Below are 20486 nucleotides of genomic sequence, written 5' to 3'. Positions count from 1 at the left end.
CGTTTTCCGTTCCGGAACGCCCCGCGGAGCTCGCGAGAACGTCCCGAGAACAAGCCCCCTTTGAAAAACCCTGATTCCCGGCGATCCTAGGCCTCATGCTGATCGGCCTTTCCATCCGCGACGTCGTGCTCATCGAAAGCCTGGACCTGGCCATAGGTCCAGGCCTGACCGCGCTCACCGGAGAGACGGGGGCGGGCAAGTCGATCATCCTGGACGCCCTGGGCCTGGCCACCGGCGCGCGGGCCGACGCCGGGCTCGTTCGTCGGGGGGCCGCAGGCCACGCCAGCGCCACCGCCATCTTCGCCCTGCCGGCCGACCACGCCGCCTTCGCCTATCTGGACGACAAGGGCCTGGACTACGCCCGCGACGAGGACCTGGTCCTGCGCCGCCAGCTGTCGGCCGACGGCCGTTCGCGCGCCTTCGTCAACGACCAGGCCACCAGCGTCGGGGTGCTCAAGGACCTGGGCGCCCTGCTGCTGGAGGTCCACGGCCAGCACGAGACCGTCGGCCTGCTGGACGTGCGCACCCACCGCAATCTGCTGGACGCCTTCGGGCTGGTCCGGGTCGGGACCGTCGCTTCGGCCTGGAGCGCCTGGCGCGCCGCCCGTGAAAAGGCCGCCGCCCTGCGCGATCTGGCCGACCGCGCGGCCGTCGAGACCGAGGAACTGACCCTTCGTCTGTCCGAGCTGGATCGTCTGGACCCGCGCGAGGGCGAGGAGACCCAGCTGGCCGAGGAGCGGGCCCTGCTGGGCTCGGCCGAGAAGGCCCTGGCCGACATCGCCGCCGCCAGCGACGCCCTGGGCGGCGACGCCCTGTCGGGCAAGCTGGCCAGCGCCTTCCGCGCTCTGGAGAGAGCGCGCGAGCGCGCCATCCACGCCGGCGCCCCCGCCGACGGGCCGGCCGTCAGCCGCCTGGCCGCCGCCTGCGAGGCGGTCGACCGCGCCCTGGTCGAGGCCCAGGAGGCGGCCGCCTCCATCGACGCCGCCGCCGAGAGCTTCGAGTTCGAACCCGATCGCCTGGAAAAGGCCGAGGAGCGCCTGTTCGCCCTGCGCGGCATGGCCCGCAAGCTGAACGTCGCCGTCGAGCTGCTGCCCGACAAGCGCGCGGAGTTCGCCGCCCAGCTGCAGGCCATCGAGACCTCGGAAGAGGCCCTGAAGGCCGCCGAACAGGAGGCCGCCGACGCTCGCGCCGCCTATCTCTACGCGGCCCAGACCTTGTCGGCCGAGCGCCGCGCCGCCGGCGACCGCCTGGCCGCCGCCGTCGAGGGCGAGCTGACGCCGTTGAAGCTGGAAAAGGCCAGGTTCCGCGTCGCCGTCGAGCCGCTGGACGAGGACCGCGCCGGCCCGACCGGTGTCGACCGCGTGGCCTTCGAGATCTCGACCAATCCCGGCGCGCCGTTCGGACCGATGGAGGCCATCGCCTCGGGCGGCGAGCTGGCCCGCTTCGCCCTGGCCCTGAAGGCCGCCCTGGCGGGCCGCGAAGGGTCCCAGCCGCTGATGATCTTCGACGAAGTGGACCAGGGCGTCGGCGGGGCCGTGGCCGACGCGGTGGGCCTTCGCCTCAAGCGCCTGGCGGCGAATGCGCAGGTGCTGGTGGTCACCCACTCGGCCCAGGTCGCCGCCCGGGCCGACGCCCACTGGCGGATCACCAAGGCCGGCGACGACACCTCGACCCGCACCCGGGTCGAACCGCTGTCGGCCGTCCAGCGGCAGGAAGAGATCGCGCGGATGCTGTCGGGGGCCGAGGTCACCGAGGCGGCCCGGGCGGCGGCGCGGGCGCTGATCGGGTAAATCTCCTAGCCGCAAAGCTCAAATCCGTTGTCATCCCGGAAGCCTCGCAGAGGCTGTCCGGGACCCAGGAGACGGGCTGATGCGATGCGGTTCACCTGGGTCCCGGACAAGCGCTCCGCGCTTTCCGGGATGACAACAGGGAGGTGGCGGAAATTACGCCAAAGCCGGCCCGGCGGCCTTAATCGTCGGCTCCCGCCTCGACCAGTCCTTGATCCACACCTGCAGCGGCGCGTCGATGAAGCGCTCGAACAGCCAGGCGGCGACGACGCAGGCGGGCAGGGCGAGCGCCCAGGCGACCCATAGCATCGGGCCGTCGACGCCCAGCTTGCTCTCGACGGCGCGCAGCAGGCCGAACCAGACCACGGCGACCAGTTGGTTGGTCAGGAACAGCGAGAACGACAGGCGGCCCGCGAGGCTCGCCCAGCGCCAGCCCTTCGCGCCCGAGGCGCCGGCGGCGTAGATCAGCAGGCCCAGCAGGGCCAGGCTGGCGTGGTCGAAACGGCCGACGATCTGCAGGGCCACGACCGAGACGCTCGCCGAGATCGCCAGGCCGTCGGCCCAGCGCGACGGGATGGTCATCGGCAGGCGGGCGATCAGCATGCCCAGGACGAACAGCGGGATTCCTCGCACCAGGCCGAAGCGCAGGGGCAGCTGGTGGGCGGGGATGCCCGTGACCGCCTTGGCCGCGTAGTCGACGGCCAGGAAGATCGCCACGCCGATCGCCAGGGTGGTCCAGGGCGAGGCGATCCTGGCCGCGGCGCGCCAGGCGGCCGGGAAGCCGGCGTAGCAGACGATCAGGGCCGACAGGGTCCAGGTCGGCATGTTCCAGCCCGACGGGCCAGGCACGAACCAGGCCTGCATCAGGAAGACCTGCGGCAGGAGCTGGTCCCACTGGAACCATTGCGGGTTCTGCGGGGCCAGGCCGACGGCGCCGGTGGCCAGCACGAAGCCCACGAACAGGGCCAGCATCACCAGGTGGGCGGGCCAGATGCGCAGCAGGCGGCGCTTGAGGAACTCGCCGGTGGTCACGCCTTGCTGGAGGACGCGGGGTCCATAGGACTTGGCCAGCACGTAGCCCGACAGCATCAGGAAGAAGTCGGTGGCCAGGTAGCCGCGCCCGAAGGCCGGGTGGATCGCGAACAGCGACACCGGAGCCCGCTCGGCGACGTGATAGAGCACGATGAACAAGGCCGCGACGAACCGAAGGAGGTCCAGGGCGCCGCCACGGGACAGACCCTGACCGTTCTGGGACATCGTGGCGGTTTGGGACATGCGAGCGGGCTCCTTTGGCTTGTGGGAGCAAGGGGCGGGCCAGTTCTCCAGCCGGGGACATGCTCTCACGGCAGGAGGTCTGCCGGGTTCGCGGGGGCGCCCCGGGGTGAGTGCGTGTCCCCAAAGTCGTCCGCTGAGCCTAGTTGCTGTTCAGGATCGAGGTTCGATGCCGTGGATGACGATGGGGACACGCACTCACCCCAAGCTCTGGGGGCGATTTGGTAGGCCTTGCCGTGAGAGCATGTCCCCGGCGGGGCGTCTGCGCTCGGCGAATAGCCAGCAAACCCCCGCGATTTCAACGCCCTAAACTTTCTCGACCCGATTTGGTCCTCCCCCTTCCAGACCACCCGCATAATGCTTGCACCTGAGAGCATGGGGAGGGCGCACGTACGGCGACCGATGCGGCTTTCGGGGGTGGTCGAGCGGGAAGCGCTCGTCGGTGGTCTTTAGTGACGACCTTCGCGACGGTCTTGGGCAGGTTCTCCTTGGTCGAGACAAAGCCCAGGCGGCGAGGGATCGACGGGCGCGGCAGGTGCGGGCTGAAATCGCCTGCACAGTCCAGGACGCGCCAACGTCCTGCCCGTCGGGGGCCTCCATCGGAGCGGGTTAAAAATCCGCGATCCGAAGGCTTCCGGATAACGGCCGCGCGGAGCGCTCGTCTTCGTCGAAACGGTAATCAAACTGCAAATCATCCGGGCGAGGCCCGGGCGCTTCGCACCCTCCCACCAGCTCAGCGGGCTCCCGCGTGAGGCGGCGAAGCCGTGCCTCCAAGGTCCTCCCCCCGTGGGGGAGGTGTCGGCGAAGCCGACGGAGGGGGGAGTGATCGGAAGATGGCCGGATCCATGTCGGCGATCCTGAAACTCCCCGCACCGATCGCTGCGCGATCGCCTCCCCCACGGGGGGAGGGCTTGAAAAGGCTCCCCCGATCCCCCGCCCTTGGCTAGTCTGCCCCCTTCACAACGCCTCCGGATTCGCCCGTGTCCCAGATCGCCGTCGCCGACCTCACCGAAGCCCAGGCCGTCGAGGAACTGGAGCGTCTGGCCGACCAGTTGGCCACACACGACCTGCGCTATCACCAGCAGGACGCCCCGACGATCAGCGACGCCGAGTACGACGCCCTCAAGCGCCGCAACCTCGACATCGAGGAACGCTTCCCGCACCTGGTGCGCGACAATTCCCCGTCCATGCGGGTCGGCGCCGCGCGGGCCGAGCAGTTCTCGCCGGTCGAGCACGGCGTGCCGATGCTCAGCCTCGACAACGCCTTCTCCAACGACGAGGCGACGGATTTCGACGCCCGCATCCGCCGCTTCCTGCGGCTCGGAAGCGAGCCGGTGTTCTACACCGCCGAGCCGAAGATCGACGGCCTGTCGGCTTCGCTGCGCTACGAGAAGGGCGTGCTGGTCCAGGGCGCGACGCGGGGCGACGGCCGAGTGGGCGAGGACGTCACCGCCAACCTGCGGACCATCGCCGACATCCCCCATAAGCTGAAAGGGCCTAATCTTGAAGAGGGGGGCTGGCCCGACGTGATCGAGATCCGCGGCGAGGTTTATGTCGAGCTGGAGGCCTTCGCCGCCTTCAACGCCGCCGCGCTCGAGGCCGGCCAGCGCACCTACGCCAATCCTCGCAACTTCGCCGCCGGCTCGCTGCGCCAGATCGATCCGAAGATCAGCGCCCAGCGCCCGCTGCGGTTCTTCGCCTATGCCTGGGGCCTGACCAGCGGACCGTTCGCGGCCGGCCAGTGGGAGGCGCTGGAAAAGCTGCACGCCTGGGGCTTCGTGACCACGGCCCCGCCGGCCAAGCGCGTCCGGGACGCCCAGGGCCTGCTGGACGCCTATGCCGAGTTCGAGGTCCTGCGCCCCAAGCTGCCGTTCGACATCGACGGCGTGGTCTACAAGGTCGACGACCTGGAACAGCAGCGCCGCCTGGGCTTCGTCTCGCGCTCGCCGCGCTGGGCGATCGCCCGCAAGTTCCCGGCCCAGCAGGCCCGCACCATCCTGGAGGCCATTGACCTGCAGGTGGGCCGCACCGGCGCGATCACCCCGGTGGCGCGGCTCAAGCCCGTGACCGTCGGCGGGGTCTCGGTGACCAACGCCACCCTGCACAACGCCGACGAGATCGCCCGGCTGGATGTGCGGATCGGCGACACCGTCGTCATCCAGCGGGCCGGCGATGTGATCCCGCAGATCGTCGAGGTGGCGCTCGAGGAGCGGCCGGATCCCGCGCCCGAGCCCTATGAATTCCCCCACGAATGCCCTTGCCCGCTGAAGACGCCGCTGGCCCGCGAGGTCAACGCCTCGGGAACCGAGTCGGTGGTGCGTCGCTGCACCGGCGAGTTCGCCTGTCCGTTCCAGCGCATCGAGCACCTTCGCCACTTCGTCTCGCGCCGGGCCTTCGACATCGAGGGCCTGGGCGAGAAGCAGCTGGCGGCGTTCTTCGAGGCCGGCTGGATCAAGGAGCCGGCCGACATCTTCAAGCTGGCCCGGGACGAGGAAAAGCTGGCCGAGCTGCGCGAGCGCGACGGCTACGGCGAGACCTCGGTCGCCAACCTGGTCAAGGGCATCGAGGCGCGGCGGACCATCGGCCTGGACCGGGTGATCTACGGCCTGGGCATGCGCGACATCGGCGAGACCACCTCGACCGTGCTGGCCCGCAATTTCGACCGCTTCGAGGATTTGCAGGCCGCCGCCGAACGGGCGGCGGGGCAGCTGCCGGGCGCGGTCTATCTGGAGCTGTCGGGCGCGGCCGGCGTCGGTCCCAAGGCCCGCGACGAGTTGGTCGAGGCGGGCAAGGGCGGGCTGAAGGCCGATCCCTGGCCCGAGGCCGACAGCCTGGAGGTCAAGATCGGCCACGCCGTGCCCAAGCTGAACAAGCCGGCCCGGGCGGCCCTGGCCGAGCGCTACGGCGACTGGAACAGCTTCGCCCAGGCCCTGGAGCAGGCCGGGCAGGGGGCGCCGGGCGACGACTATCTGCAGCTGGCGGCCATCGACGGGATCGGTCCCGTGGCGGCCCAGTCGATCGCCCGTTTCTTCGCCGAGGCGCATAACCGCGAGAAGGTGGCCAACCTGGTCGCCGAGCTGGACATCCAGGCCGTCGCCAAGCCCAAGACCGACACGGCCGTGGCCGGCAAGACCATCGTCTTCACCGGCTCGCTGGAGAAGATGACCCGCGACGAGGCCAAGGCCCAGGCCGAGGGCCTGGGGGCCAAGGTCGCCTCGTCGGTGTCCAAGAAGACCGACCTGGTGGTGGCCGGCCCCGGGGCGGGCTCGAAGCTGAAGACCGCCACCGACCTGGGCGTCCAGGTGATGACCGAGGACGAGTGGCTGGCCATGGTGGGCGGCTAGCATGCCCGTCGTCGCCATCGACTTCGAAACGGCCAACGAGCAACGCTCCAGTCCCTGCGCCATCGGCCTGGCCTGGATCGAGGACGGTCGGATCACGGACGTGGAGCACCACTACATCCGGCCGATCGACATGCGTTTTTCGGGCTGGAACATCGCGGTCCACGGCATCCGGCCCGCCGACGTGGAGGACGCCGACGAGTTTCCGGCCGTGCTGTCGCGCCTTCAGGAACGGATGGAGCGGGCGACGGTGATCGCCCACAACGCCGCGTTCGACATCAGCGTGATGCGTCGCACCTGCGAGCTCTACGGCCTGCCGTTCCCTCGCTTCGACTACATCTGCACGGTGCAGGTGGCCAAGAACACCTGGCCGCAATTGCCGTCGGCCAAGCTGAACGCGGTCTGCGACTTCCTGGGCGTCGAGTTCAAGCACCACGACGCCGCCCAGGACGCCTTCGCTTGCGGCAGCGTGGCCTTGGCGGCCGTCGAAGCGACCCGGGCGTCGCACATCCGCGAACTGCCGGACAAGCTGGGCATGACAGCCGGCCGGCTGACCGCGACCGGCTACACCACCTGTTCCAGTCCGGGTCTGAAACGGCGGGCCGTCTAGACGATCGGCGAGCCTTGTTCGAACTCGGCCATCAATTCAGGGGCGGTTCAGCCGAACGCGGGTTAGAAAGACCAACAATTAGGGAGAAGACCCCATGAGACTGCCTATCCTCGCCGCCGCGCTGGCCGCTTCCGCCGCCGCCTTGGCCGTTTCCGCCCCGGCCTTCGCCCAGGAGGTCACGGGCCTTTGGCAGACCCAGACCAACGGCGGCCAGGTCGAGATCAGCCGTTGCGGCAACAGCCTGTGCGGCAAGCTGGTCAGCTCGGATCACATCAGGAGCGATCCGGCGGTCAAGGACGAGAAGAACAAGGACGCGTCCTTGCGCAACCGGCCGCTGAAGAACATGCAGATGCTGTACGACTTCACCGGCGGCCCGACCAAGTGGACCGGCGGCAAGGTCTACAACGCCGCCGACGGCGGCACCTATTCGGGGACGATCACCATGCTCTCGGCCAACGAGCTGAAGCTCAAGGGCTGCATCGTGGCGCCCCTGTGCAAGACCGAGAAGTGGACGCGGATCAGGTAGCCGGCGTCTGCTGAATAGACCCTCCCCCTGTGGGGGAGGCGATCGCGCAGCGATCGATGGGGGGAGTTTTAGGATCGTCGATCCGGGGGGCGATCGCCTCCTGATCACTCCCCCCTCCGTCGGCTTCGCCGACACCTCCCCCACAGGGGGAGGACCTGTCGAAATCCTACCCCGTCACCGTGTAGATCATGATCCCCGTGGCCACCGACAGGTTCAGGCTGTCGGCCCGACCGCGCATGGGGATCTTGACGTTGACGTCGCAGGCGGCGGCCAGTTCGGGCGGCAGGCCCTGCTGCTCGTTGCCCATCAGGATCAGCGACGGCTTCACATAGTCGGCGCTCTTGTGGTCGACCGTGGCGGTCAGCAGCGTGCCGATCACGCTGCCGGGCCAGGTTTCGCGCCAGGCCAGGAACTCGGCCACCGAGGCCTTGGCGATCTTGACCGCGAAGATCGAGCCCATGGTCGCCCGCACGCCTTCGACCGAATAGGGATCCACGCAGTCGCCGACCAGGATGACGCCGCCGCAGCCGGCGGCGTCGGCCGTGCGGATCACGGTGCCCAGATTGCCCGGGTCGCGCACGGCCTGCATGGCCACCCAGCAAGGCGCGCTCTCGGGCACGATGGCGCTGAGCGGCGTGTAGACCTGCTTGAACACCCCGACCACGGCCTGGGGATTGTCGCGGCGCGAGACCTTCTCGAGGATCTCGCGATTGACCTCGATGACCTCGCCGCCGGCCTTCAGGCAGGCCTGCGAGGCCTTCTGCAGCATCGGATGGTCGGCGGCGTCGCGGCCGTACATCAGGATCTTGGGGGCGTGGCCGCAGTCGATCGCCTCGATGACGATCTTCAGCCCCTCGGCCAGGAACAGGCCGCTCTCCTCGCGCTCCTTGCGCATATGCAGGGCGCGGACGGCCTTGACGGTGCTGTTCGAGAGGGAGGTGACGGTCTTTGAGTGGGGGGCGTTCATCGTCATCAACCTTCAGACGCCCAGCGGGCGAAGAACGACAGGCCGATCTGGCGGTCGCCCTTTTCCTCGACCAGCGACAGCTCGCCCCAGTCGATGATCCCGCCGCGCCCCTCCAGCTCCTGGGCCAGCAGGCCCGACATCGCCGCGCCCGAAACCCGGGCGGCATAGGCGTTCATCAGCAGGAACGAGGCGTCGGGGGCAAGGATCTGGGCGCAGTTATGTGTCAGCTCGGCCAGGTCCTCGAACAGGCGCCAGACCTCGCCGTCGGCCCCGCGGCCGAACTTCGGCGGGTCCAGGATGATGCCGTCATACCGCGAGCCGCGGCGCACCTCGCGGGCCACGAAGCGGCGGGCGTCCTCGACGATCCAGCGGATCGGCTTGTCGGCCAGGCCGGCGAAGGCGGCGTTCTCGCGGGCGTAGCCGACCGACTTCTTGGAGGCGTCGACGTGGGTGACCGCCGCGCCGGCGGCGGCGCAGACCAGGCTGGCCACGCCGGTGTAGCCGAACAGGTTCAGCACCTTGGGCTGGCGATCCTTGATGGCGCGGACGCGCTGGTCTTGCCAGGCCCAGTTGGCGGCCTGCTCGGGGAAGAAGGCCAGGTGGCGGAACGGCGTGAACTGGCCGTGGAACTTGGCTTCGCCCCAGGCCAGCGGGAACTTCTCCAGCGGCTTGCCCTTGAAGCGCCAGCGGCCGGCTTCGTCCTCGTCGGTGGGATCGAAGACGGCGTCGGCGGCGTCCCACACCTTCGGGTCCAGGCGCGGGGCCCAGAAGCACTGCGGCTCCGGACGCACGACGGTGTAGCGGCCGTAGCGCTCCAGCTTCTTGCCATGGCCGCTGTCGAGCAGGGCGTAGTCGGCCCAGCCGGTGGTGCGCATGACGAGCGGGGCGGCGGCGATGGTCGGAGTCATGCCCCCGCCAATACGCGCTCAGGGCAAGGCCCGTCCAGTCCGCGCCAGCAGACGAGACAGCAGAGGGTTGGCGGCGCGCGGCGTATGCGGGGTCTTGTCCCAATGGAACGGCGAGACGACGAACTGCCGAAGGGCCTCGGCCGCCGCCAGGCTCTGGAGCGGCCAATAGGCGATCGCGCCCAGCAAGGGCAGCGGCCTTTGTCGATGTCCGGCCCGCCGCTGGGCCTGGGCGCCGGCGATCGCGATGCAGGTCCAGCCGAAGAACATCAGCATCCAGTCCATGGCCGGAACCGCCGGGCAGAGGTCGAGGCCGGCGCCGACCCCCTGCAGCAGCAGCCAGGCGAACAACGGGCCGTGGACATGGGACGACATCACCGGCAGGGCCAGGGTGAGGACCAGCGAGGCGGCCCCGCGCGGGGTGCGGGCGGCCGGACCGCGGGCATGGACGGCCAGGGTCTGAAGGTGGCCCTTGATCCAGCGCGCCCGTTGCGGCGTCCAGACCTTCAACGTGGCGGGCGAGGTCTCGAAGGTCGGTTGGGCCAGAACGTCGAGCTGGCGTCCCTGCGCGGCCAGGCGGAAGCCGATGTCCGCGTCCTCGGTGACATTGTAGGGATCCCATCCGCCGACGGCGCGCAAGGCGCTGGCCCGGAAGTGATTGCTGGTGCCGCCGAGCGGGAAGGGCAGGCGCCAGCGGGCCAGGGCCGGCAGGAAGACCTCGAACAGCACGGCGTATTCGAGGGCGAACTGGTCGGGCAGGAAGCGGGGATCGGGCTCGATCCGCAACGGCGCCTGCAGGCAGGCCAGGCTGGCGTCGGCCTGGGCGAAACGCGCGGCGGCTTCGCGCAATTGGCCGGGATGCGGCGCGTCCTCGGCGTCATAGATCACCACCAGCTCGCCGTGCGCCCGCTGCAGGGCGATGTTGCAGGCCCGCGGCTTCGTCTGGGGCGAGCCGGGCGGGGCGATCAGCACCTGGAAGCCGGCCGGCAGGTCCAGCGCTCCGAACGCGGTCTGGGTCTCGTGGTCCCGGGCTTCCAGGACGATCAGCACCTGCAGGCGATCGCGCGGATAGTCCAGTCGCGCCAGGTTGGCGACCAGCTCCGCCGCCACCCCGGCCTCGCGATAGAGGGGCGCGATGATCGTGTAGGCGGGCAGGGCCTCGTCGGGGAGCGGCGGCGCGACCGTCGTGGCGCGAGGCGTGAAGGCGGCGACCAGCTTGATCGTCGAATGGCCCATGAAGCCGACGAAGAACAGCAGATGGAATCCCTCCAGCATGGGCTGAGGTCGCAAGGCCGTGAGCACGAGCAGGGCCAGGACAAAGGTCGACAGCCCGACGACCTGGCCGCGCGACAAACGGCGATGGGCCCCGTCCCGCAGCGGCGTCGCCGTCGCATCCGGACCGTCGGCGAGCGCCTCGATCCAGCTTCCGTCGGCCGCCTCGGTCCCGAACGCGCGCCGCCGCTGGTCTCTTTCCTCTCGCGCCATCGCCCCCGCCGCGCATGATCGGATCCAGCGAGTAGATAACGAATCCTCAACTATGGCGCGTCAAATGAAAAAACACGCGTTTCACGTAAATCCTTGGGAGTTGCGACGTTTGGGTGATTCCCGTTTAGTGTCGGATCTGGGGACTAGGTAGGGGAACGCCATATCGTGACGGTCGCGTTGAAGAAGCCGCACAAATCGGCCCGTAAGCCGAAGGGAGACGGGCATCTGCGTCGGGGTGAAATCCTGGCCGCCGCCGAGAAAATCTTCATCGCCGAAGGTTATGCGGGGGCGACGATTCGCAAGATCGCCGACGCCGTGGGGGTGTCGTCGACGGCGCTCTACATGCACTTCCGCGACAAGGACCAGATCCTGTTGGAGATCAGCGACGACGCGATCGGCCAGCTGTTGGCGGTCAATGTCGACATCGCCCATCGGCCGATCGACGCGGTGGCGCGGGTCAAGCTGATGCTCGAGGCCTACATGCGCTTCGCCCTCGACAATCCCAACACCTATCAACTGGTGTTCTGCGGCTCGCGGGACGTGATCTCCAAGGAAAAGCAGGCCGCGACCGCCGAGTTGGGCGACCGCTGCTTCGCCGAGTTCAGCGGGCCAATCCACGAGATCGCCGCCGCCGGCCGCCTGCGCACCGGATCGGGCGACAGCGCGGCCCAGGTGTTGTGGGCCGCTTGTCACGGCCTGGTGGCCTTGCTGATCACCATGCCGGATCGCAATTGGGCGCCGCGCGAGGAACTGATGAAGGTCACGCTCGAAGGGCTGCTGCACGGCCTGGTCACGGACTGACCTCCATGCGCGCCGCCTTGCTCGCCGGCCTCGCCGTCGGCCTGGCGGCCGTCGCGGGGCCCGCCGCCGCTCAAACCGTCGCCCAAACGAGCGCCCAAACCAGCGCGAAGCGCGTGATGTCGCTGGACTCCTGCGCCGACCAGTACGTCCTGGCCCTGGCTCCGCGCGAGGCGGTGGTCGGCGTCTCGCCGCGGGCCGACGCGCCGGATTCCTTTCTCCGCGCCAAGGCGGCCGGCCTGCCGCAACGGCGGGCGACGATCGAGGCCGTGCTGGGCGCGCGCCCCGATGTGGTGGTGCGCCAGTGGGGCGGCGACGCCCGGTTGACGGCCGCCATCGCTCGGCGCGGCGTTCACACGGTCAGTCTCGGCGACGCCACCGACTTCGACGGCGTGCGGGCCAATGTCCGCCAGGTCGCCCAGGCCCTGAACCGCCCGGCCGAGGGCGAGGCGCTGCTGGCGCGCATGGACTCCGACCTGGCGCGGGCGGCTGGGGCGGGCAGGGGGCGAAGCGCCTTCTATCTGACGCCGGGCGGCTACACGGCCGGTCCCAACACGATGATCGACGCCATGCTGCGGGCGGCGGGCTTCGCCAACGCCTCGACCCAACCCTATTTCTCGCCCGCGCCGCTGGAGCAACTGGTGCTGAACCCGCCCAAGACGGTGGTGCTGGGCTTCTTCGACCTGACCCGGGCCGGGGCCGACCGCTGGGGTCCCGGGCGGCACGCGGCGCTGCGCAAGACGACGCGGGGACGGGTGATCGCCTCGCTGCCCGGCGCCATGCTGGGCTGCTCGGCCTGGTTCGCCGCCGACGGGGCGCGGGCCTTGGCGGAGGCGGCGCGATGAGCCCGCGTCGCCTGGAATTTCTGCTGTTGCTGGCCCTGATCGCGACCGCGATCGTCGCCGTCAGCCTGGGCGAGAGCCCGCTGAGCGCCGCGCAGTATCATCAGGCCCTGACCGATCCGGCCTCGGCGCCGGGCGAGGTGCTGTGGACCATCCGCCTGCCGCGCGTGCTGATGGCCGCCCTGGTCGGCGCCGGCCTGGGCCTGGCCGGGGCGACGATGCAGGGACTGCTGCGCAATCCCCTGGCCGAGCCCGGCGTACTGGGCGTCTCGGCCACGGCGGGACTGGGCGCCGCCCTGGCCATCGCCGGCGGACTGGCGGCCTTGCCGGGTGCCATCGAGGCGGCCGCCCTGGCCGGCGCGCTGCTGGCGGGGGCGGTGGTCGTCGGCCTGGCGGCTCGGTTCCGCGAGCCCGAGGTGCTGATCCTGTTCGGGGTGGCCTTGTCGGCGTTCGCCGGCGCCTTGACGGCCCTGGTCTTCAACCTGTCGCCGTCGCCGGTCGCCGTCGCCGAGGTGCTGGCCTGGCTGATGGGCTCGGTCGAGAACCGCGACTTCACCGACATCCTGCGCGCCGTGGCCCCAATGGCGATCGGCGCTGGGCTTTGCCTCTACGCGGCCCGGGGCCTGCGGATGCTGACCCTGGGCGAGGAGGCCGCCCAGATGTCGGGCCTGCCGATGGCGCGCTTGCGGGTGGCGGCGGTGGCCGGTTCGGCCCTGCTGGCCGGGGCCTCGGTCGCGGCGGCGGGGGTGATCGGCTTCGTCGGCCTGGCCGCGCCGCACCTGGTGCGGGCCGCCGCGCGCGACGATCCGGCCAGGTTGCTTCGGCCTTCGGCCCTGGCCGGGGCGGTGCTGCTGGTCGCCGCCGACCTGGCCGCCCGGGTGATGCCGACCGAGCAGGAGTTGAAGCTGGGCGTGGTCACGGCCCTGTTCGGCGCGCCGGTCTTCGCCTTGCTGGCCTGGCGGGCGGCGCGGAGTTGGCGGTCGTGACGGCGGTCTGGACGATCGAGGGCGCCAAGGCCCGGCGCGGCAAGGTCCTGGTGCTCGACGGCGCGTCCTTGGGCGTCGTCCCGGGCCAGGTGCTGGGCGTGGTCGGTCCCAACGGCGCCGGCAAGACCAGCCTGCTGCGGACGGGCCTGGGTCTGATGTCGCTGGAGATGGGCCAAGCGCGGCTGGGCGGCCGCCCGGTCGGCGACCTGAATCCCGTCGAGCGCGCTCGTCTGGTCGGCTACCTGCCGCAGGAGCGTCGCCTGGCCTGGAACCTGCCGGCCTTGGACGTCGCCGCCCTCGGCGCGCCGGACCTGCCGCCGGGCGAGGCCTTGACCGTGGCCCGCGAACGGCTGGAACGGGTCGGCGTCGCCGACCTGGCCGACCGGGGCGTGCTGGACATGTCGGGGGGAGAGCGGGCGCGGGTCCTGCTGGCGCGGCTGCTGGCGACGCGCGCGCCGCTTCTGGTCGCCGACGAGCCCGTGGCTGGCCTGGATCCGGACGCCCAACTGCTGACGTTGGACCTGCTGCGCGCCGAAGCGGCGGCCGGGGCGGCGGTGGTCGTCACCCTGCACGACCTGGGCCTGGCGGCCCGATCCTGCGACCGGGTGCTGGTGCTGGACCACGGCCGCGTGGCGGCGGAGGGGGCGCCGATCGACGCCCTGTCGCCCGAGGTGCTGGCGTCCGTGTTCAAGCTGGACGGAGCGCTGATCGAGACGTCAACGGGATTGGTCGTGGCGGCGCGACGTCTGACAACCCTCTCCCGCTAGGAGAGGGTTCCCGATGGCGTCGCCTTACCGCGTCCCCGGCACGTAGCCGCCTTGCGGGATGGCGGTGGTCGAGGTCGCCGTGGTCCCGCCGATGGGCGCGCTGGTCGGTCCCGCATAGTTGTATCCCCCGCGCTTCAGGTCGCTCGACAGGGTCAGCGGGGCCACGCCGCCGTTGAGGCGGGCGCGGTAGACCATGGTCGTCTCGATGGTCCGCATCACGTAGTTGCGGGTTTCGGAGAACGGGATGCATTCGATGAAGTCGAGCGGATCGGTGGTCGCGCCGCGCGGGTCGCCGCACAGGGTGACCCACTGGGCCGGACGGCCGGGGCCGGCGTTGTAGGCGGCGGAGGCCAGGATGTACGAGCCGCTGAAGTTGCTGACCATGTTGCCCAGATAGGTCGAGCCCAGGCGCATGTTGTAGAACGGGTCCGACAGGCGATCGACGCTGTGGCTCTCGCCCAGCTGCCGAGCGACGATCGCGGCGGTGGCCGGCATCAACTGCATCATGCCGCGCGCGCCGGGGGCGGAGCGGGCGTTGGGGTCGAAGTTGCTTTCCTGGCGCGAGATCGAATAGACGAACGCCGTCTCGGCCGCGCCCGGCCCCGGGGTGAACAGGTGGTCCAGCAGCGGATAGCCGCGCTCGGGCAGGATAAGGCCGCGCTGGGCGGCGGTGCGGACCGCGCGCATGGCCAGGTCTGGGTCGCCGTAACCTCTGGCCAGATCGACCAGCAGGGCTTCTTCCTCGGCGGTCGGCAGCTGATCGTCGATGTAGAGCACGAAGACCCGGACCTGGTCCCGGGCCCCGGCGGCCATCAGGGTCCGCACCGCCCGGACCAGTTCGCGGCCCTCGAAGCGAGCGCGGTCGGCCTGGGTGATCGTCGGGTCCTTGCCGAGGCGGATCTCCTTGATCCCGGCCTTCTCGGCGGCCAGCTGGCCGTAGAAGGTGGTGATGTAGCGCGCGCCCTCGGCATAGAAGGCCTGGGCGGCGATGCGGTCGCCCTGGGCCTCGGCGGCCCGCCCTTGCCAGTAGAGGGCCCGACCGCGGGTGATCGGCGAGGCGCCGATCTCGGCGATGCGGGCGAAGTGGTCGGCGGCGGCGTCGGCGTTCTTGAGCCGGGTCAGCGCGATCCAGCCGGCGTAGAACTCGCTCTCGGCCGCGTCGGAGCCGCTCTTCAGATGGGCGTTGGCCGCTGCGTAGGCGCCGGCGCTGTCGCCGGCCCTCAGAGCCGACACCACCAGCTGCTTGCGCTCGCGCCAGATGGCGGACGCGGCGTCGTCGGTGGGGGGCGGGGCGGGAAACTGCCGGACCAGCGGAAGGGCCAGGGTGTCGAGGCCCTTGCGGCGCAGATAGGACGCACGCTCGAACACCACGCCCGGCTGGGCTTGCTGCGCCGGGGGCAGCGCGGCGTAGAGGTCGTTGGCGTTGCTGGCGTTCGAGCGGAAGGCGATGCGCGCCTGGGCCGCCGCCTGCTGGTCGTCGGGCAGCAAGGTGACCATGTCGCGGGCGGCGGGGCCCTGCGGTCCGTACAGCAGGATGTCGGCGCGGCGGACGTGGTCGTCGCTCGTCAGCAGCGTGCCGTAGCGGGCCAGCATGCCGCGTTGGGCGTCCGCCTCGAACACCTCGTCGCGCCAGAAGCGGCGAATCAGGTTGGCGGCGTCCGCGTCGCGGCCGGCGGCCTGGTAGGCGGCGGCCAGGTTCATGGCGCCCTCGGCGGTCTGCGGATCGCGGCCGCCGAACCAGGCGATCATCCGCTGGGCGTCGAGGCCGGAGACGATCAGGGCCTTTTCGGCCGCGGTGTCGCGGCGCTGGGCGCGGGGCCAGCCCGACAGGTCGCGACGCGCCTGATCGAGCTCGAAGAAGCCCATGCTCTCGGCCCCGGCGTCGACCAGCGCCCACAGGGCGATCTTTCGGGACAGCGGGTCCTGGATGCTGGACATCGCCATGCGGATGGTTGCGGGGTCGCGGCTGGTGACCGCTATGCGCAGGTTGGCGGCGTCGGCTTCGGCGGGCGTGGCGTAGGTCGCGGTCGGCGGGGTGGTGATCAGGCCCTGGGGCGTGGCCGGGCCGGTGTAGGGCTGGGGCGCGCGGGGCAGATCGACATCGTCCTGGGCCAGCGCGACGCCGAAGAGCGCCACGCCGCACAGCACCAGGGGGGCGGCTCCGCCCAGCAAGACCTTACCCAACCCTGAGGCCAAAACGCCGTCTCCTTCGATTCTCTGGCCCTGGTGGGCGGTAGTTCGCCGTTTTCGGACGCCGGAGGGGCCGATTTGCGGCGATCGGACCTCGATCAGGCTCCTGTTCACTCGGTATAGACCGCTTCGCGGCGATTTGACCTCCGCCGAAACCCCCAAATCGTCGCAAAGCGTTACGGGCGGTTGCGGGACATGGGGGGAGAGACATATTGTCCGCCCCCATTCCCCGGCCGCAACCGTCGCGGCGCGTTTCTCACGGCAAATTGCAAGTCATGGCTCATTCTCCGTTCAAGGGCGTCATTCCGGCGCTGATCACGCCATTCCGCGACGGCGCGGTGGACGAGAAAGCTTTCGTGGCCCTGGTCGAGCGCCAGATCGCCGGCGGCGTGCACGGCCTGGTGCCGGTCGGCACCACCGGCGAGACCGCCACCCTGAGCCACGAGGAGCACAAGCGCGTCGTCGAGCTGTGCGTGCAGACCGCCCGCGGCCGCGTGCCCGTGATCGCCGGGGCCGGCTCCAACTCGACCGCCGAGGCGATCGAGCTGGTCGCCCACGCCAAGGCCGTCGGCGCCGACGCGGCCCTGGTGGTCTCGCCCTACTACGTCCGGCCCAGCCAGGAAGGCATCTACCAGCACTACAAGGCGATCAACGACGCCGTGCAGCTGCCGGTGCTGGTCTACAACGTGCCGGGCCGCACGGGTTCGGACGTCAGCAACGAGACCCTGGCGCGACTGGCCCAACTGCCCAACATCGTCGGCATCAAGGACGCCACCGGCGACCTGACGCGCGCCAGCTTCCAGCGGATCATGTGCGGTCCCGACTGGGTGATGCTGTCGGGCGACGATCCCACGGCCCTGGGCTATATCGCCCACGGCGGCCACGGCGTGATCTCGGTGACCTCGAACGTCGCCCCCGACGCCTGCGCCACCTTCATGAACGCCTGCCTGCAGGGCGCGTGGGAGACAGCGCTCTACTGGCAGGACCGCCTGGTGCGTCTGCACAAGGCGCTGTTCCTCGACGCCTCGCCGTCGCCGACCAAGTTCGCCATGGCCCACCTGGGCCTTTGCGAGCCCGACGTGCGCCTGCCGATCGCCCCGTGCAGCGAGGCGGCGAAGCCCGAGATCCTGGACGCCATGCGCGAGGCGGGTCTGGTCTGATGACCAAGCCGATCGCCGAGAACCGCCGCGCGCGGTACGACTACTTCATCGAGGAGACGTTCGAGGCCGGGCTGATGCTGACCGGCACCGAGGTGAAGTCGTTGCGCGTGGGGCGGGCGAACATCGCCGAGTCCTACGCCTCGGTGGAAGGCCGCCAGATCAAGCTGATCAACGCCGACATCCCGCCCTACGGCCACGCCAACCGCTTCAACCACGAGCCGCGCCGGCACCGGACGCTGCTGCTGCACCGCAAGCAGATCGACAAGCTGATCGGCGCCGTGCAACGCGACGGCCGGACGCTGATCCCGCTGAAGCTCTATTGGAACGAGAAGGGCCTGGCCAAGCTCGAGATCGGCCTGGCCAAGGGCAAGAAGAACCACGACAAGCGCGAGACCGAAGCCGCCCGCGACTGGCAGCGCGACAAGGCGCGGCTGATGAAGGGCGACCGGGGGGACTAGGCCTTCGTCGCCATCCAGATCACGTGGCGCGCGCCACGACCCTTGTGGGCCCGCACGCCGATCTCCTCGACCGCGAAGCCGGCCTGTTTCAGGCGACGGGTGAAGTCGCTGTCGCGGGTCGAGGACCAGACTTCCAGCACGCCGCCCGGACGCAGCGCCTGGCGCGCCTCGGCCAGGCCGTTTCGGCTGTAGAGGCCATCGTTCTCCTTGCGGCTGAGGCCGCCGGGGCCGTTGTCGACGTCCAGCAGGATGGCGTCGTAGACGGCCGCCTCGGCGCGGATCGTTTCGCCGACATCGCCCTGGTGCAGCGTCACGCGCGGATCGTCGAGGCTGGCGCCGTGCAGCTCGCCCAGCGGTCCGCGAGCCCAGGCGACCACGGCCGGCACCAGTTCGGCGACGACGATCCGGGCGTCCGAGCCGAAAGCGGCGAGGGCGGCGCGCAGGGTGAAGCCCATGCCCAGGCCGCCGATCAGCACCCGCGCCTTGGGACGTTGACCGACGCGTTCGAACGCCAGGGTGGCCATGGCCTCTTCCGAGCCGCTGAGCCGGCTGTTCATCAGCTCGATCGGGCCGGCCATGATCGAATATTCGGTCCCGCGCCGCATCAGCTTCAGCTCGCCGCCGTCGCCGGGGACCTTGGCGGTGTCCAGGTGCTGCCAGGGGATCATGGAAAGTCTCGAACGCGATGGAGGCTCACGGGCTAACACAGGCCCGGGGACGGAGCCATCGCCGCTTGACGCCGGAGGCGCGCGGCGCGACCCTTAAGCTAACAATGATAACCTAGGAGGATCCGCTCATGGCCGACGGTGCATCGCCCATCGCCACGTCGCTCAAGGACAAGGTCAGCGAAGCCGAGTGGAAGGCCCGCGTCGATCTGGCCGCGCTCTATCGTCTGGTCGCCGTTCACGACTGGGACGACATGATCTTCACCCATGTCTCGGCCCGCATCCCCGGGCCCGAACATCACTTCCTGATCAATCCCTACGGCATGTTCTTCGGCGAGATGACCGCCTCCATGCTGGTCAAGGTCGACCTGGACGGCAACGTCATCGACAAGACCCCGTATTTCATCAATCCGGCGGGCTTCACGATCCACTCGGCGATCCACGCGGCGCGCGAGGACGCCCATTTCGTCATGCACCTGCACACCGACCAGGGCGTGGGGGTGTCGGCGAACAAGGAAGGTCTGCTGCCGCTGTCGCAACAGTCGCTAATTGTCTTGCCACAACTCGCCTATCACGACTATGAAGGTATTGCGCTCAACCTGGACGAACGGGAACGCTTGGTTGCCGACCTCGGCGAGAAGAAGCTGATGATGCTGCGCAACCACGGCACCCTGTCGGTGGGGATGACGGCGGCCGAGTGCTGGCTGGGCATGTTCTTCCTGGAACGCGCGTGCGCCCAGCAGGTGATGGCGCTCAGCGCCGGTCGCGAGAACGTGCTGGAAGCGCCGGAAAACGCACAGGCCGAGGTCCGCAGTCAGACCGGCATGGGCATGGGCATGATCGCCGGCCTGGCCTGGCCCGGTTGCCTGCGCAAACTCGACCGGGAATCCCCCGGTTACGCTGATTGACGCCCAAACCGCGAAAACGAAACGCCGCCGCGATCATCGGGGTCGCGGCGGCTTTCTTTTGCCCGTTGCTCTGCCCGCCGGCCTGGGCCGGCGCCTGGCCGATGAGGGACGGCGAGGGGCTGGCCATTCTGAAGTACGAGGGGCAGAAAGCCGACAGGGGGCTGGATCCCGACGGCGTCGAGGTTCCGATCGATCCGCGTCGCGACGAGACCCTGTCGATCTACACCGAGTACGGGCTGACCGACCGGCTGACCTTGCAGACCAAGGCGGCGCTGACCCGGGGCCACGATAATTTCGTCGACTACGAGGGCCGCGGCCCGATCGAGCTGGGCCTGCGCTATGCGCTGCTGCATACGGATCGATCAGCGGTCAGTCTTTATCTGGGCACCACCAAGGATGGGGTGGGACGCAACGCCGGCTACGCGGCGCCGGGCCAGGGCGACACCGATTTGGAGGCGCGCCTCCTGGCGGGAACCTCGAGACAGTGGCGCGGGGCGCAGGGCTTCGCCGAGCTGCAGGTCGCGCGCCTCAAGCGCAGCGGCCTGGCGGACGAGACCCGGATCGACGTCACGGCGGGCCTGAGGCCCACGCCCCGCTGGCTTCTGATGGTCCAGGCCTATACCGGGCAGGCGGACTCACAGCCGGTCCAGTCACGCTGGCGCAAGCGCGAGATCTCGGTCACCCGCGACCTGGGCGCGTGGAGCCTGCAGGCGGGATGGCGGCGGACGCTTTCCGGTCGGGAGACCCCCGTCGACCACGGCCCCGTCGTGGCGGTGTGGCGGCGGTTCTGATATTTCAGGACCGTAATATTTGGTCATC

Annotated in this window: 18 protein-coding genes; 12 read left to right on the top strand and 6 right to left on the bottom strand. The window is 70.1% G+C overall.

What is annotated here, in order from left to right:
* The first annotated feature begins 95 nt into the window (after window positions 1-95).
* Window positions 96-1790 carry a DNA repair protein RecN gene (gene recN, locus ASD38_RS14680; protein ID WP_056460944.1) on the top strand — a complete coding sequence of 565 codons (1695 nt, stop codon included), beginning with the start codon at window positions 96-98 and terminating at the stop codon, window positions 1788-1790.
* Between the two features lie 153 nt (window positions 1791-1943).
* On the opposite strand, the gene ASD38_RS14675 is transcribed toward recN, so the two are convergent.
* Window positions 1944-3062, bottom strand: a complete 1119-nt coding sequence (locus ASD38_RS14675) for an acyltransferase family protein (protein WP_056460941.1) — start codon at window positions 3060-3062, stop codon at window positions 1944-1946.
* A gap of 977 nt (window positions 3063-4039) precedes the next feature.
* On the opposite strand from ASD38_RS14675, the gene ligA reads away from it, so the two are divergent.
* The 3 genes from ligA (at window position 4040) to ASD38_RS14660 (ending at window position 7536) form a co-directional block, all read left to right on the top strand.
* Window positions 4040-6403, top strand: coding sequence for an NAD-dependent DNA ligase LigA (gene ligA, locus ASD38_RS14670; protein WP_056460938.1), 2364 nt, complete (start codon window positions 4040-4042; stop codon window positions 6401-6403).
* A 1-nt stretch (window position 6404) separates the two neighbouring features.
* On the top strand, window positions 6405-7010 hold the full coding sequence (locus ASD38_RS14665; protein WP_056460936.1) for a 3'-5' exonuclease: 606 nt from the start codon (window positions 6405-6407) through the stop codon (window positions 7008-7010).
* Between the two features lie 94 nt (window positions 7011-7104).
* A complete protein-coding gene (locus ASD38_RS14660; RefSeq protein ID WP_056444894.1) occupies window positions 7105-7536 on the top strand; it encodes a DUF2147 domain-containing protein in 432 nt (143 codons plus the stop codon).
* Window positions 7537-7702: 166 nt separating this feature from the next.
* Here the strand turns inward: ASD38_RS14660 and ASD38_RS14655 are convergent, their stop codons facing one another.
* The 3 genes from ASD38_RS14655 to ASD38_RS14645 are packed head-to-tail and all read right to left on the bottom strand — an operon-like array spanning window position 7703 to window position 10893.
* Window positions 7703-8503 (bottom strand): TrmH family RNA methyltransferase, encoded by an 801-nt coding sequence (locus ASD38_RS14655; protein ID WP_056446189.1) that lies wholly within the window; start codon window positions 8501-8503, stop codon window positions 7703-7705.
* A 5-nt stretch (window positions 8504-8508) separates the two neighbouring features.
* Window positions 8509-9411 (bottom strand): class I SAM-dependent methyltransferase, encoded by a 903-nt coding sequence (locus ASD38_RS14650; RefSeq protein ID WP_056444891.1) that lies wholly within the window; start codon window positions 9409-9411, stop codon window positions 8509-8511.
* A gap of 18 nt (window positions 9412-9429) precedes the next feature.
* Window positions 9430-10893 carry a glycosyltransferase gene (locus ASD38_RS14645; protein WP_056460933.1) on the bottom strand — a complete coding sequence of 488 codons (1464 nt, stop codon included), beginning with the start codon at window positions 10891-10893 and terminating at the stop codon, window positions 9430-9432.
* Window positions 10894-11058: 165 nt separating this feature from the next.
* Between ASD38_RS14645 and ASD38_RS14640 the strand changes: the two genes are divergently transcribed.
* From ASD38_RS14640 to ASD38_RS14625, 4 genes are read left to right on the top strand one after another with little or no spacing between them, the layout of a single operon-like run.
* Window positions 11059-11694, top strand: a complete 636-nt coding sequence (locus tag ASD38_RS14640) for a TetR/AcrR family transcriptional regulator (protein WP_056444885.1) — start codon at window positions 11059-11061, stop codon at window positions 11692-11694.
* Between the two features lie 5 nt (window positions 11695-11699).
* Complete coding sequence (locus ASD38_RS14635; RefSeq protein WP_082560757.1) at window positions 11700-12536, top strand: ABC transporter substrate-binding protein; 837 nt, start codon at window positions 11700-11702, stop codon at window positions 12534-12536.
* Window positions 12479-13519, top strand: coding sequence for a FecCD family ABC transporter permease (locus ASD38_RS14630; protein WP_056461475.1), 1041 nt, complete (start codon window positions 12479-12481; stop codon window positions 13517-13519). The genes ASD38_RS14635 and ASD38_RS14630 overlap by 58 nt, the downstream gene beginning before the upstream one ends.
* Window positions 13516-14286, top strand: a complete 771-nt coding sequence (locus tag ASD38_RS14625) for an ABC transporter ATP-binding protein (RefSeq protein WP_056461472.1) — start codon at window positions 13516-13518, stop codon at window positions 14284-14286. Before ASD38_RS14630 ends, ASD38_RS14625 begins: the two co-directional genes overlap by 4 nt.
* Before the next feature lie 24 nt (window positions 14287-14310).
* On the opposite strand, the gene ASD38_RS14620 is transcribed toward ASD38_RS14625, so the two are convergent.
* Window positions 14311-16482, bottom strand: coding sequence for a lytic transglycosylase domain-containing protein (locus ASD38_RS14620; protein WP_056460930.1), 2172 nt, complete (start codon window positions 16480-16482; stop codon window positions 14311-14313).
* Between the two features lie 269 nt (window positions 16483-16751).
* Here ASD38_RS14620 and dapA point away from each other — a divergent pair, with 269 nt between their 5' ends.
* Window positions 16752-17636: a 4-hydroxy-tetrahydrodipicolinate synthase gene (gene dapA / locus ASD38_RS14615; protein WP_056444875.1), complete on the top strand. Its 885-nt coding sequence runs from the start codon at window positions 16752-16754 to the stop codon at window positions 17634-17636.
* On the top strand, window positions 17636-18094 hold the full coding sequence (smpB, locus tag ASD38_RS14610; RefSeq protein ID WP_056444873.1) for an SsrA-binding protein SmpB: 459 nt from the start codon (window positions 17636-17638) through the stop codon (window positions 18092-18094). Before dapA ends, smpB begins: the two co-directional genes overlap by 1 nt.
* Here the strand turns inward: smpB and ASD38_RS14605 are convergent.
* On the bottom strand, window positions 18091-18762 hold the full coding sequence (locus ASD38_RS14605) for a spermidine synthase (protein WP_056444870.1): 672 nt from the start codon (window positions 18760-18762) through the stop codon (window positions 18091-18093). The two genes, smpB and ASD38_RS14605, sit on opposite strands and share 4 nt — an antisense overlap.
* 128 nt (window positions 18763-18890) lie before the next feature.
* Here ASD38_RS14605 and ASD38_RS14600 point away from each other — a divergent pair, with 128 nt between their 5' ends.
* Both ASD38_RS14600 and ASD38_RS14595 read left to right on the top strand, forming a co-directional pair.
* Window positions 18891-19667 carry a class II aldolase/adducin family protein gene (locus tag ASD38_RS14600; RefSeq protein WP_056460927.1) on the top strand — a complete coding sequence of 259 codons (777 nt, stop codon included), beginning with the start codon at window positions 18891-18893 and terminating at the stop codon, window positions 19665-19667.
* A 101-nt stretch (window positions 19668-19768) separates the two neighbouring features.
* Window positions 19769-20458 carry a hypothetical protein gene (locus ASD38_RS14595; RefSeq protein ID WP_156390738.1) on the top strand — a complete coding sequence of 230 codons (690 nt, stop codon included), beginning with the start codon at window positions 19769-19771 and terminating at the stop codon, window positions 20456-20458.
* Window positions 20459-20486 lie beyond the last annotated feature (28 nt).

Origin of the sequence: Caulobacter sp. Root487D2Y, assembly GCF_001427165.1 — a bacterium.
GTDB lineage: Bacteria > Pseudomonadota > Alphaproteobacteria > Caulobacterales > Caulobacteraceae > Caulobacter.
Note: the sequence above shows the minus strand (reverse complement) of the source record. Positions and strands in the feature narration are given on the sequence as shown.

Excerpts from the sequence above, each read along its gene's own strand:
- recN (WP_056460944.1), top strand. The coding sequence starts at position 96 with ATGCTGATCGGCCTTTCCATCCGCGACGTCGTGCTCATCGAAAGCCTG.
- ASD38_RS14675 (WP_056460941.1), bottom strand. The coding sequence starts at position 3,062 with ATGTCCCAAACCGCCACGATGTCCCAGAACGGTCAGGGTCTGTCCCGT.
- ASD38_RS14665 (WP_056460936.1), top strand. The coding sequence starts at position 6,405 with ATGCCCGTCGTCGCCATCGACTTCGAAACGGCCAACGAGCAACGCTCC.
- ASD38_RS14660 (WP_056444894.1), top strand. The coding sequence starts at position 7,105 with ATGAGACTGCCTATCCTCGCCGCCGCGCTGGCCGCTTCCGCCGCCGCC.
- ASD38_RS14655 (WP_056446189.1), bottom strand. The coding sequence starts at position 8,503 with ATGAACGCCCCCCACTCAAAGACCGTCACCTCCCTCTCGAACAGCACC.
- ASD38_RS14650 (WP_056444891.1), bottom strand. The coding sequence starts at position 9,411 with ATGACTCCGACCATCGCCGCCGCCCCGCTCGTCATGCGCACCACCGGC.
- ASD38_RS14645 (WP_056460933.1), bottom strand. The coding sequence starts at position 10,893 with ATGGCGCGAGAGGAAAGAGACCAGCGGCGGCGCGCGTTCGGGACCGAG.
- ASD38_RS14635 (WP_082560757.1), top strand. The coding sequence starts at position 11,700 with ATGCGCGCCGCCTTGCTCGCCGGCCTCGCCGTCGGCCTGGCGGCCGTC.
- dapA (WP_056444875.1), top strand. The coding sequence starts at position 16,752 with ATGGCTCATTCTCCGTTCAAGGGCGTCATTCCGGCGCTGATCACGCCA.
- smpB (WP_056444873.1), top strand. The coding sequence starts at position 17,636 with ATGACCAAGCCGATCGCCGAGAACCGCCGCGCGCGGTACGACTACTTC.
- ASD38_RS14605 (WP_056444870.1), bottom strand. The coding sequence starts at position 18,762 with ATGATCCCCTGGCAGCACCTGGACACCGCCAAGGTCCCCGGCGACGGC.
- ASD38_RS14600 (WP_056460927.1), top strand. The coding sequence starts at position 18,891 with ATGGCCGACGGTGCATCGCCCATCGCCACGTCGCTCAAGGACAAGGTC.
- ASD38_RS14595 (WP_156390738.1), top strand. The coding sequence starts at position 19,769 with ATGAGGGACGGCGAGGGGCTGGCCATTCTGAAGTACGAGGGGCAGAAA.